Genomic DNA, 12,153 nt, shown 5'->3' on the forward strand with positions numbered 1-12,153 from the left:
GAAGAGCCATGTCCCTCCGTTCCCGCCTGTCCACCGTCGCTCTCGCGGCACTGCTCCTCGCCGGAGGAGCAGCCGCCCCGTCCGCCACCGCCGCCGAGGCCCCCGCGCTCTCGGTCGCCTCGTTCGGCGACTCGATCACCCGCGCCGCCACCACCTGCGGAGGCCGGGGCGACTGCCCCGTCAACTCCTGGGCCACCGGTTCCGCACCCGCGGTCCACTCCGTCGCCACCCGCCTCCAGGAGCTGAACCCGGGTCGCACCGTCACGTCGACGAACTACGCCAAGTCAGGCAGCCGGATCGCGGGAGTCGCCTCGGCGGTGTCCGCCGCGGCGGCCGCCGGGGCCCGACCCGACGTCGTGACGCTGCTCATCGGCGGCAACGACCTCTGCCACCCCGATCTCCGGGCCGCCGCCGACGGCTACGCGATGACGCCCGCCGACGCGTTCGCCGCGTCCGCGACGAGTGCGCTGCAGCGGATCAGGTCCGCCTGGCCGGAGGCGACCGTCCTCGTCGGGTCGGTCCCGGACGTGGCGTCCGAGTGGGCCGCGGTGCAGACCGGCGCGGGCGCGAGGACCTGGCCGTCGGCCAAGCTGTGCCGGACGACGCGCGGGGCCCTCGCCGACAACGTCGTCCAGACCGGTGACGCCTTCACCTCGACGGTGGCGGCCGCGGCCGAGCGCACGCGGCAGTACGACGACGCCCTCGCCTCGGCGTGCGCGGCCGAGGGCCCGCACTGCGTCTGGGACGGAGGCGCCCTCAGCCGCACGGAGATCAGCCCCGAGATCGTCTCGAGCGTCGACTCCTTCCACCCGAACGTCCAGGGCCAGGCCCTGATCGCGCGGGTGCTCTGGGGTCCCGAGGCGGTCCCCGCCTGGGCCGCGCGCCTCACCCAGGGCGCTCCGGTCTCCCCGCCGGTGCCGGCGGTCACCGGCGCACCGGTCCCGACGACGCCCACTCCGACGACGACTCCCGCCCCGAGGACCACCCCGTCGTCGAAGACCACCCCCGCGCCGAAGGCCGCTCCGGCCCCGGCCGGCGCGCGCCGAGCGACGAAGACCGTGACTCCTGCGCGGCCCACGACCCCGGCACCCGCAGCGACCCGCGCTCCGGCGTCCGGCTCGACCCCGAGCACGACTACGAGCCGAGGCCTCGCCGGCACGAAGGACACGACCGCGCCGACGGTGCGCATCACCGGCCCGGTCGCCGGCGGCTCGGTCTCGGGGAACGTCGCCCTGGCCGCCGTCTCCGACGACGACACCGCGTCGCTCGTCTTCTCGAGCGAGGGTCGCCGCCTCGGCTCGGCGAAGCACGCGGCGAACGGCGGCTGGACGCTGACCGTGTCGACCAGGGGCTTCCCGAAGGGCGAGCACGATCTCGTCGCCACCGCGACCGACCGCTCGGGCAACACGGGGACGAGTGCCCCCGTCACCGTCACGGTCCGCTGACCAGCAGGGGCCGCCGTCAAGCGCCCAGGGGACCGCGGTGGTCCTCGTCGGAGCGGTGCAGGACGCACCGAAGGATTCGACCCGTGCCGCGCCTCACCTATGGGGGGAGCAGGCCGGTCGTGAGGCGGTATCGCGGTGCTGCGCCGTCGGCCAGGCTCTGATCAGCCGGCACCGCCGGAGTGGCCGGGCTCCCTGAGCGGCGCTTCTCCGGGCGGATCCGGCGGTTCCCCTCCCCGTCCCCCCGGTCGCCCGGTCGACGGAGCCCGCGCCCCCGCCTCGCTCCGCCGCCGCGGCACCACGTCGCCCCACGAGAGCAGAGTCATGCCCCCGCGCCCGGCCCGCCGTTCCCCCCTGTCCGTCCTCCTCCTCATCGCCCTCCTCCTCGTCGGCGCGGCCGCGGTGCCCGCCGCGGCCGCCGAACCGGCCCCGACCCTGTCGGTCGTCTCCTTCGGCGACTCGATCACCCGTGGCGCCTCGAGCTGCGGCACCCGCGCCGACTGCCCGGTCAACTCCTGGTCGACGGGAACCGCGAGTGCGGTCCGCTCGATCGCCACCCGCCTCCAGGAGGTGAACCCGGGCAGTATCGTCACCACGGCGAACTACGCCAAGTCGGGGAGCCGGATCAACGCCGTCGCCTCGACCGTGACCGCTGCCGCCTCGGCCGGCGCGGACCCCGACGTCGTCACCCTCCTGGTGGGCGGGAACGACCTCTGCCACCCCGACCTCACGGGCGCCGCCGACGGGTACGCGATGACTCCCGCCGCGTCCTTCAGCGCGTCGGCGTCGAGCCTGCTGCGTCAGATCGGCTCGACCTGGCCGGAGGCGACGGTCCTCGTCGGCTCGATGCCGGACATCGCGTCCGAGTGGGCGGGCCTGCGCGGGGGACCGGCCGAGGCGGGCTGGCCCGCGAACCGGCTCTGCCGCACGACCCGCGGGGCGACGGCCGACAACGTCGTCCAGACCGGTGACGCGTACACCGCGGCGGTCGCCGCAGCGGCGCAGCGCACACGTCAGTTCAACGACGCCCTCGCCGCGGCCTGCTCCGCCGTCGGCTCCCGCTGCGTCTGGGACGACGGCGCCTTCACCGCCGCCACCGTCTCGCCCGACATCGTGTCCACCGTCGACTACTTCCACCCCAACGCCCGCGGCCAGGCCCTCATCGCCGACATCCTCTGGGGACCCGAGGCCGTGCCCGACTGGGCGGCGTCCGAGCCGACGTCGACGCCCGTGCCGTCCGCGCCGCCGACCGCTGAGCCGACGAGCGTGCCGACGCCCAGCGCCTCCCCGGCACCGACAGCCGTCCCCGAGCCGACCGATCCTGCCGAGACCCCGACCGCGACCCCCACCCCGACGGCCTCCCCGACCACCACTCCGACTCCGTCTCCGGCCGCGACCGCTACGCCGACCGCGACTGCCACGCCGACCGCGACCCCGACTGCGACTCCGATCGCCACCCCGAGTCCGACTGCAACCGCGACTCCGACTGCATCGCCGACGCCGACTCCGACCGCGACCGCGACTCCGACTCCGACTGCCTCTCCGACCCCGACGCACACGCCGACGCCGACGCCGACTCCGGCCCGAGACACGGCCGCACCGTCCTCGCGCGTCACCAGCCCGACCGCGGGCAGTACCGTCGTCGGAACGGTCACCCTCGTCGCGGTCGCGGACGCCGACACCACGTCCCTGGTCTTCTGGACGGGCAGCACGCGGATCGGGACGGCGAAGAAGGCGGCCGACGGCACCTGGAAGCTGACCGTCTCCACCAAGGGCTTCCCCAAGGGCGAGCACCAGGTCGTGGCGAAGGCGTCGGACGCCGCGGGCAACACCGCGACGAGCGCCCCGGTCGCCGTCACCGTCCGCTGAGCTCCGCCGCCGTGCTGATCGAGTAGCTCTTGCAGGGGGCGTGTCGAGATCCACCTCTGCTGAGGACGGTGGGTCTCGATACGCCGCTAAGCGGCTGCTCGACCAGCATGCGGAAGCGCGCGGAAGCCCAGCTGATCGAGTAGCCCTCGCAGAGGGCGTGTCGAGATCCGTCCCTGCTGAGGACGGTGGGTCTCGATACGCCGCTGTGCGGCTACTCGACCAGCAAGAAGGAAGAAAGAATCGGAGGGGCTGACGAGAATCGAACTCGCATCATCTGTTTGGAAGACAGAGGCTTTACCACTAAGCTACAGCCCCGAAATCGGCAGTCCGGAGAACCCGCCGCGGGCCGCCCTCTCGGGCGAGGCCCGTCGTCTCGACCGGGCACCAGGACACTGTAGTACACGAGGCGAAGCGGCGGCGACGCCGACCCGCGGAAGCCGCCCCGCGCGCCTGTTCCGGCCGCAGGAGTGCGGTGCAGTACACTTGCGAAGGCCATTTCGGCGTGTCGCGCCAGTGACCGTGCAGGAAGGGCTCGACGAGAGTCCTCATCGGCACGGTGCACCGGCCCGCGCAACCGGGGCGTAGCTCAGCTTGGCTAGAGCGCCCGCTTTGGGAGCGGGAGGTCGCAGGTTCGAATCCTGTCGCCCCGACCACGAGTACTCATCGTGACGACATCGACCCGTGACGACCGGTCACACGGCGCCGACACCAACCAGCACAGGAGATCCCCTCACGTGAAGACCACGGTAGAAAAGCTGAGCCCGACCCGCGTCAAGCTCGCGATTTCGGTCACCCCGGACGAGCTCGGCCCCAGCATCACCCACGCCTACGGCCACATCGCCGAGCAGATCAACGTCCCCGGCTTCCGCAAGGGCAAGGTCCCGCCGGCGATCGTCGACCAGCGGGTCGGCAAGGCCGCCGTCCTCGAGCACGCCGTCAACGAGGGGCTCGACGGCTTCTACCGCGAGGCCGTCCGCGAGACCGAGGTGCGCCCCCTGGGCCGCCCGCAGGCCGACATCGTCGCCTGGCCGAGCGACAAGGACTTCACCGGCGACCTCGAGCTCGCCATCGAGGTCGACGTCCGCCCCGAGATCACCGTCCCGGCCTACGACGGCCTCGAGCTGACGGTCGACGCGGCCGAGGTGACCGACGCCGACGTCGACGCCGAGCTCGACAAGCTCCGCAGCCGCTTCGGCACGCTCGTCACCGTCGATCGCCCCGCGACGACCGGCGACTTCGCGCAGATCGACCTCATCGCGACCATCGACGGCGTCGAGGTCGACACGGCCAACGCCATCTCCTACGAGCTCGGCTCGGGCGAGCTGATCGAGGGCATCGACGAGGCGCTCGACTCGCTCACCGCGGGGGAGAGCACCACGTTCACCGCTCCGCTGCTCGGTGGCGACCACGCCGGCCAGCAGGCCGAGATCGCCGTCACGCTCACCGCCGTCAAGGAGCGCGAGCTCCCCGACGCCGACGACGACTTCGCGCAGATCGCCAGCGAGTTCGACACCATCGCCGAGCTGCGCGACTCGCTCAAGGAGCAGGCCGCCCAGCAGAAGACCTTCGGTCAGGGCGGCCAGGCGCGCGAGAAGCTCGTCGAGGCCCTCCTCGGCCTCGTCGAGGTCCCCGTCCCCGCCGCGCTCGTCGAGGACGAGGTGCACCGCCACCTCGAGGGCGAGAACCGCCTCGAGGACGCCGAGCACCGCGCCGAGGTCACCGAGGCGAGCGAGAAGACCTTCAAGACCCAGATCCTCCTCGACCACGTCGTCGAGCAGGAGAAGGTCCAGGTCAGCCAGGACGAGCTCACGCAGTACCTGATCCAGGGTGCGGCGCAGTACGGCATGGAGCCGAACGAGTTCATCAAGATCCTCTCCGAGAACAACCAGATCGGCCAGATGGTCGGCGAGGTCGCCCGCAACAAGGCGCTCGCGATCGTCCTGGGCAAGGCGAAGGTCACCGACACCGAGGGCAACGCCGTCGACCTGACCGCGTTCACCGCCGTCCCCGGGGACGACGCGGACGAGACGGACGCCGACGCCGCGACCGACGAGGTCGACGCGCCCGCCGCCGAGGTCGTCGAGGAGGCCGTCGTCGAGGAGGCCCCCGCCGCCGCCGAGGCGCCCGCCGCCGAGGAGGAGGCCGCTCCGGCCCCCAAGAAGAAGCGCGCCCCCGCGAAGAAGAAGGCTCCGGCCGCCAAGGAGACCCCGGCCGCCGAGTAGTCCTCGACGCAGAACGACAGGAGCCGCTCCCGGATCACCGGGGGCGGCTCTCGTCGTCCCGGCCCGAGTCCGGGGTCGAGTCCCGGCCCGGGTCCCGCCCGCAGTCCGCCCCGGGCGAACACCGGCCGCTCCGGCTCCGCCCCCGGCGAACACGGCCGGGTCGCCCGGGTGCCGTCCGATAGATTCGCCTCCGAAGCGACAACTGAAACGGAGCGACACATGGCCGATATGGCGATGCCCAACAGTGTTTTCGACCGCCTTCTCAAGGACCGGATCATCTGGCTCGGTTCTGAGGTGCGCGACGAGAATGCGAACGAGATCGCAGCGAAGCTCCTGCTCCTCGCGGCCGAGGACGCCGAGAAGGACATCTTCCTGTACATCAACTCGCCCGGCGGCTCGATCACCGCGGGAATGGCGATCTACGACACGATGCAGTTCGTGCCGAACGACATCGTGACGGTCGGCATCGGCATGGCGGCGTCCATGGGGCAGCTCCTGCTCACCGCGGGAACCCAGGGCAAGCGCTACATCACGCCGAACGCCCGCGTCCTGCTGCACCAGCCGCACGGCGGGTTCGGCGGCACCGCGTCCGACATCCAGACCCAGGCGCAGCTGATCCTCGACATGAAGAAGCGCCTCGCCGAGATCACCGCGAAGGCGACCGGCAAGACCGTCGAGCAGGTCAACGAGGACGGCGACCGCGACCGCTGGTTCAGCGCCGAGGAGGCCCTGGCCTACGGCTTCGTCGACCACATCCGCTCCTCGGCGACCGACGTCGCCGGCGGCGGCGGAACCGCCACCGACAGCTGAGCACCCCGACGCGCCGAGAGATCAGGAAGAGACAATGAACACACCCACCTTCGGCGGGACGGCCTTCGGCTCCGGAGCCGCGCCCTCCTCCCGCTACATCCTCCCCACGTTCGAGGAGCGCACGGCCTACGGCTACAAGCGCCAGGACCCCTACGCGAAGCTCTTCGAGGACCGCATCATCTTCCTCGGCGTGCAGGTCGACGACGCGTCCGCGGACGACATCATGGCCCAGCTCCTCGTGCTCGAGAGCCAGGACCCGGACCGCGACATCGTGATGTACATCAACTCGCCCGGTGGCTCCTTCACCGCGATGACGGCGATCTACGACACGATGCAGTACATCCGCCCGCACATCCAGACCGTCGTCCTCGGTCAGGCCGCGTCGGCCGCAGCGGTGCTCACCGCGGCGGGCACGCCCGGCAAGCGCCTGGCGCTGCCGAACGCGCGCATCCTGATCCACCAGCCGGCCGTGCAGCAGGGCGGTGGCCAGGCCTCGGACATCGAGATCCAGGCCGCGGAGATCATGCGCATGCGCGAGTGGCTCGAGAAGACGCTGTCCTTCCACTCCAACCGCTCCCCGGAGCAGGTCAAGAAGGACATCGACCGCGACAAGATCCTCGGCGCCGACGACGCGCTCGAGTACGGACTGATCGACCAGATCCTGACCAGCCGCAAGGGCGTTCCCGCCCTCACGGTCTGACCTCGGGAGCCCGACCGATCGTCGAAGGGCCGGGAGGCGGAGCGATCCGCCGCCCGGCCCTTCCGCGTGCCGGCGGGCGGATCTGCGCCGCCGGACCGTAGCAAACCGACACGGACGGGGCAATGGTCCGCCGATCCGGCCCGCCTGCCGAGCCCCCTCGGCTCAGCGGCTAGGCTCGGTCCTGAGTTCGGCGGTTCCGCATGACCGCCCTCTGCGAGACGCTCGACGGCACCGCCGCCCGAGAGCACCGACGCACGACAAGGAAGTGGGGCATCCCCGTGGCACGTATTGGCGAAAGCGCCGACCTGCTGAAGTGCTCGTTCTGCGGCAAGAGCCAGAAGCAGGTCCAGCAGCTCATCGCCGGTCCCGGCGTCTACATCTGCGACGAGTGCGTCGAGCTGTGCAACGAGATCATCGAGGAGCGCCTCTCCGAGTCGAGCGAGGAGACGAGCCACGAGTTCGACCTCCCGAAGCCGAAGGAGATCTACGGCTTCCTCGAGGAGTACGTGATCGGCCAGGAGCAGGCCAAGCGCGCCCTCGCCGTCGCGGTCTACAACCACTACAAGCGCGTGCGGGTGCGCAACACCATCACCGCCGCGGACGCGATCCACGACGAGATCGAGATCGCCAAGAGCAACATCCTGCTGATCGGCCCCACCGGCTGCGGCAAGACCTATCTCGCGCAGACGCTGGCGAAGCGGTTGAACGTCCCGTTCGCCGTGGCCGACGCGACGGCGCTGACCGAGGCGGGCTACGTCGGCGAGGACGTCGAGAACATCCTGCTCAAGCTGATCCAGGCCGCGGACTACGACGTCAAGCGGGCCGAGACCGGCATCATCTACATCGACGAGGTCGACAAGATCGCCCGCAAGACCGAGAACCCGTCGATCACGCGCGACGTCTCGGGCGAGGGCGTGCAGCAGGCGCTGCTGAAGATCCTCGAGGGCACCGTCGCCTCCGTGCCGCCGCAGGGCGGCCGGAAGCACCCGCACCAGGAGTTCATCCAGATCGACACGACGAACGTGCTGTTCATCGTGGCCGGTGCCTTCGCCGGGCTGGAGGACATCATCTCCTCGCGCGCGGGCAAGCGCGGCATCGGCTTCGGCGCCCCGCTGCACAACAAGCAGGACGAGATCAACATCTTCAGCGAGGTGCTCCCGGAGGACCTGCACAAGTTCGGGCTCATCCCCGAGTTCATCGGCCGCCTCCCGGTGGTCACCACCGTCACGCAGCTCGACCAGGTCGCGCTGATGCAGATCCTGACCGAGCCGCGCAACGCGCTGGTCAAGCAGTACCAGCGGATGTTCGAGATCGACGGGGTCGAGCTCGAGTTCGACCGCGGCGCCCTCGAGGCGATCGCCGATCTCGCCGTGCTGCGCCAGACCGGCGCCCGCGGCCTCCGCGCCATCCTCGAGGAGGTGCTCGGCCCGATCATGTTCGAGGTGCCGTCCTCCGACGAGGTCGCCCGCGTGGTCGTCACCCGCGCCGCGGTGCTCGACAACGCCGCGCCGACCATCGTGCCGCACGCTCCCCGCCGCCAGGAGAAGAGCGCCTGAGTCGCCTCCGCCGGGCCGTCGCGTGACCAGTTCGCGCTGATTGGCCCGGCGTTCGTGCGCCCGGGCGCGACGCGGTTCCCTACTCTGGCGGAGCGCATCGCCGATGCGTCCGCCGGCCCAGCGCTCGGCCGGGTCAGCGACCGGAGGCACCGTCATCGTCCAGCCGCTCCTCGCCGGGATCGTCGCCGCGCTCACCGGCTTCTCCAGCTCCTTCGCGATCGTCCTCGCGGGCGTCGTCGCCGTCGGCGCCACCGATGCTCAGGCCGCGTCGGGTCTGCTCGCGGTCTGCGTGCTGCAGGGCGTGCTCTGCATCGCGCTGAGTGTGCGCTACCGGGTGCCGATGACCTTCGCCTGGAGCACCCCGGGCGCCGCGCTGCTCGCCGCCACCGCGACCCTGCCCGGGGGCTTCGACTGCGCGGTCGGCGCGTTCCTCGTCGCCTCCGCGCTGATCGTGGTGACCGGGCTCTGGCCGGCACTCGGGAGGCTCGTGGCGCGCATCCCGCGGCCGCTCGCCAACGCGATGCTCGCCGGCATCCTGTTCCCGCTCGTGCTGGCGCCCGTGCGGGCCGCGGTCGAGATCCCGCTGCTCGCGCTGCCGGTCATCGCGCTCTGGCTGATCCTGCTCCGCCTGCTGCCGCGCTGGGCGGTGCCGGCGGCGATCGCGCTCGCGATCGTGCTGCTGCTCATCACGGACGGCGCCGCCCTCGCCGGCGCGCCGCTGCTGCCGGTCCCCGAGTTCGTCGTGCCGGTCTTCGAGATCGGCGCGATGGTCGGCATCGGGCTGCCGCTCTACGTCGTCACGATGGCGGGGCAGAACATCCCCGGCATCGCGGTGCTGTCGAGCTTCGGCTTCGAGGCGCACTCCCGTCCGGCGATCGTGTCCAGCGGCCTCGCCTCCGGCGTCTCCGCGGTGTTCGGGGGAGTGCCGGTCAACTACGCGGCGCTGAGTGCTGCTCTGACCGCGGGTCCGGAGGCCTCGCCGCAGCCGGAGAAGCGGTGGATCGCCTCGGTCTCGGCGGGAGCGTCCTATCTGGTGCTCGGCGCGGTCGCGGGAGCGGCCGCAGCGCTCGTCTCCTCCGCCAGTCCGCTGCTGATCGAGGCGGTCGCCGGGCTGGCGCTGCTCGGCGTGTTCGTCTCGTCGGTGCAGGCCGCGGTCGAGGACGCGCGACTGCGCCTCCCGGCCGCCTCGACCCTGCTCGTCACCGCGTCCGGCATCGCGGTCGCGGGGATCGGCTCCGCGTTCTGGGGCCTCGTCGTGGGGCTGGTCGTGCTGGCCTGGCTGCACCCGCGTCGGGTGGCCCGCCACTCCTGACCCCCGGGACGAGCCCTCGGATCAGGCGAGTCCGCGGCGCCGCAGCAGGGGCTCGGTGCGCGCGTCGCGCCCGCGGAACTCCCGATAGGCGACGAGCGGGTCGCGCGAGCCGCCGATCTCGAGGATCCGCCGCCGGAACCGCTCGCCGGCCGCGCGGTCGAGTCCGCCGTTCTCCTCGAACCACTCGACGGTGTCGGCGTCGAGGATCTCGCTCCAGATGTAGGAGTAGTAGCCCGCGGAGTAGCCGCCCGAGAAGACGTGCTTGAAGTACGTGCTGCGGTAGCGCGGCGGGATCGCAGGGACCAGCAGCCCGGCGGCCTCCAGCGCGCGCGTCTCGAACTCCACGACGTCGGCACGGTCGGCGGAGGCCGACGTCTCGTGCCAGGCGAGGTCGAGCAGAGCGGCGGCCAGGTACTCCGTGGTCGCGAAGCCCTCGCCCCAGAGCGCCGCCGCCTCGAGCTGCTCGACGACGGCGGCCGGCAGTGGCTCGCCGGTCTCGACGTGCCGCGCGTAGACGGGCAGCAGCTCCGGGTGCCGGATCCACATCTCGTTGACCTGGCTCGGGAACTCGACGAAGTCGCGGAAGACGCTCGTGCCGCCGAACCGCGGGTAGCGCGTGGTCGCGAAGAGGCCGTGCAGCGCGTGCCCGAACTCGTGGAAGAGGGTCTCGACCTCGTCGAGGCTGAGCAGCGCCGGCTCCCCGTCGCCGGGCGCCGAGATGTTCAGCGTGTTCACGACGACGGCGGAGTCGCCGAGCAGCGTCGTCCGGGTCCGGAGCGAGTTCATCCAGGCGCCGCCGCGCTTCGAGTCGCGCGTGAACGGGTCGAAGAGGAACAGACCGAGCGGGACGCCGTCCTCCTCCGCGACCTCGAAGACACGGACGTGCGCGCTGTGCCCGACCAGGTCGGGCCGCTCCGCGAACCGGACGCCGTAGAGCCCGGTCGCGGCGGCGAAGACGCCCTCGCGCAGGACGCGCTCGAGCTCGAAGTACGGCCGGAGCGCGCTGGAGTCGACGGCGTAGCGGGCGGTGCGCACGCGCTCCTCGTAGTAGGCCCGGTCCCAGGCCTCGAGCGTGAAGCGCGGCTGCCCCGCGGCGTCCTGCTCGGCGTCGGCCTGCTGCTGCATCTGCTCGAGCTCGGCGCGGGCGTTCCAGGCGGCGGGGATCGCGAGCTCCTCGAGGAGGGCGCGGACGCGCTCGGGTGTGCCGGCCGTCTGGCCCGAGATCACGAACGCTGCGTGCGAGGAGTGGCCCAGCAGCGCGGCGCGCTCGGCGCGCAGGGCGACGATGTCGAGCAGGACTTCCCGATTGTCGTGCAGTCCGCCCTCCCCGGCGCGGCCGAGGGAGGCGCGCACGATCCGCTCGCGGACGGAGCGATCGCGCAGGCGGGCGAGCCACGGGTGCCCGGAGTAGAGGGGAAGCGTCACGAGGTGGCCGTCGGCGCCGCGGTCCGCGGCGGCACGGGCGGCGGCGGAGATCTCGGAGGCGTCGAGTCCGTCCAGCTGCTCGGCGCGCTCCAGCAGCACGGCCCGCTCGTTGGTATCGGCGAGCAGGTTCTTGTCGAATCGGGTGGTGAGGCTCGACAGCCGCTCGTTCAGCGCGCTGAGCCGGGTCTTGCCGGCGTCGTCGAGGAGGGCGCCCGCGCGCTCGAAGCGCAGGAGGACGCGCTCCAGCAGGTACGCGGTCTCGTCGTCGAGGTCGAGCGTCGCTGCCCGGTCTGCGAGGGACCGGACGCGCGCGTAGAGGCGCGGGTCGAGGGTGATCGCGTCGTCGTGCGCGGAGAGCAGGGGAGCGAGCTCCTCCTCGACGGCGTCGGTCAGCGGCGTGCGATCGGAGGCGCCCACCGTGAAGAAGACCGCGCTGACCCGGCGCAGCTCCCGCCCGGAGCGCTCGAGCGCCACCAGCGTGTTCTCGACCGTCGGTTCGTCGGGGGAGGAGGCGATGTCCTCGATCTCGGCCCGGTGCCGGCGCAGCGCCTCCTCGAAGGCCGGGCGGTACGCCTCCGGCTCGACCGCCGCGAAGTCGGGCAGCCCGTGCGGCAGCCCGCTCGGCTCGAGGAGGACGGCGACGGCGGCGGAGGTGCTCATCCAGCGAGCCTAGAGCCGCCGCCGCCGTCCACTCATGCTGATCGAGTAGCGCGCGCAGCGCGCGTATCGAGCGGAGGGGGCGCCTTCGGCGCCAGTGCAGGGCGGGGAAAGGATCTTGTGGCTGGCTCGTTGTGGTTGGACGATGGAGGGGTCGCGG

Annotated in this window: 8 protein-coding genes and 2 tRNA genes; 8 read left to right on the forward strand and 2 right to left on the reverse strand. The window is 72.1% G+C overall.

What is annotated here, in order from left to right:
• The first annotated feature begins 8 nt into the window (after positions 1-8).
• Complete coding sequence (locus tag EDF43_RS17720; protein ID WP_132437885.1) at positions 9-1,445, forward strand: GDSL-type esterase/lipase family protein; 1,437 nt, start codon at positions 9-11, stop codon at positions 1,443-1,445.
• A 321-nt stretch (positions 1,446-1,766) separates the two neighbouring features.
• Positions 1,767-3,311: a GDSL-type esterase/lipase family protein gene (locus EDF43_RS17730; protein WP_132437886.1), complete on the forward strand. Its 1,545-nt coding sequence runs from the start codon at positions 1,767-1,769 to the stop codon at positions 3,309-3,311.
• Between the two features lie 244 nt (positions 3,312-3,555).
• Here the strand turns inward: EDF43_RS17730 and EDF43_RS17735 are convergent.
• Positions 3,556-3,626 (reverse strand) — tRNA-Gly (locus tag EDF43_RS17735).
• Positions 3,627-3,886: 260 nt separating this feature from the next.
• Between EDF43_RS17735 and EDF43_RS17740 the strand changes: the two genes are divergently transcribed.
• The 6 genes from EDF43_RS17740 (at position 3,887) to EDF43_RS17765 (ending at position 9,911) form a co-directional block, all read left to right on the forward strand.
• Positions 3,887-3,964: transfer RNA gene (locus EDF43_RS17740), tRNA-Pro, on the forward strand.
• Positions 3,965-4,045: 81 nt separating this feature from the next.
• A complete protein-coding gene (tig, locus tag EDF43_RS17745; protein WP_132437887.1) occupies positions 4,046-5,533 on the forward strand; it encodes a trigger factor in 1,488 nt (495 codons plus the stop codon).
• A gap of 168 nt (positions 5,534-5,701) precedes the next feature.
• Complete coding sequence (locus EDF43_RS17750; RefSeq protein WP_260300538.1) at positions 5,702-6,343, forward strand: ATP-dependent Clp protease proteolytic subunit; 642 nt, start codon at positions 5,702-5,704, stop codon at positions 6,341-6,343.
• 34 nt (positions 6,344-6,377) lie between these two features.
• Positions 6,378-7,043 carry an ATP-dependent Clp protease proteolytic subunit gene (locus EDF43_RS17755; protein ID WP_123445811.1) on the forward strand — a complete coding sequence of 222 codons (666 nt, stop codon included), beginning with the start codon at positions 6,378-6,380 and terminating at the stop codon, positions 7,041-7,043.
• 278 nt (positions 7,044-7,321) lie between these two features.
• Complete coding sequence (gene clpX / locus EDF43_RS17760) at positions 7,322-8,599, forward strand: ATP-dependent Clp protease ATP-binding subunit ClpX (protein WP_132437901.1); 1,278 nt, start codon at positions 7,322-7,324, stop codon at positions 8,597-8,599.
• Between the two features lie 103 nt (positions 8,600-8,702).
• Complete coding sequence (locus EDF43_RS17765; RefSeq protein ID WP_132437888.1) at positions 8,703-9,911, forward strand: benzoate/H(+) symporter BenE family transporter; 1,209 nt, start codon at positions 8,703-8,705, stop codon at positions 9,909-9,911.
• Between the two features lie 21 nt (positions 9,912-9,932).
• On the opposite strand, the gene EDF43_RS17770 is transcribed toward EDF43_RS17765, so the two are convergent.
• Positions 9,933-11,996 (reverse strand): M3 family metallopeptidase, encoded by a 2,064-nt coding sequence (locus EDF43_RS17770; protein ID WP_132437889.1) that lies wholly within the window; start codon positions 11,994-11,996, stop codon positions 9,933-9,935.
• Positions 11,997-12,153: the final 157 nt, after the last annotated feature.

Source organism: Rathayibacter sp. PhB179 (assembly GCF_004345345.1).
Taxonomy (GTDB): domain Bacteria; phylum Actinomycetota; class Actinomycetes; order Actinomycetales; family Microbacteriaceae; genus Rathayibacter; species Rathayibacter festucae.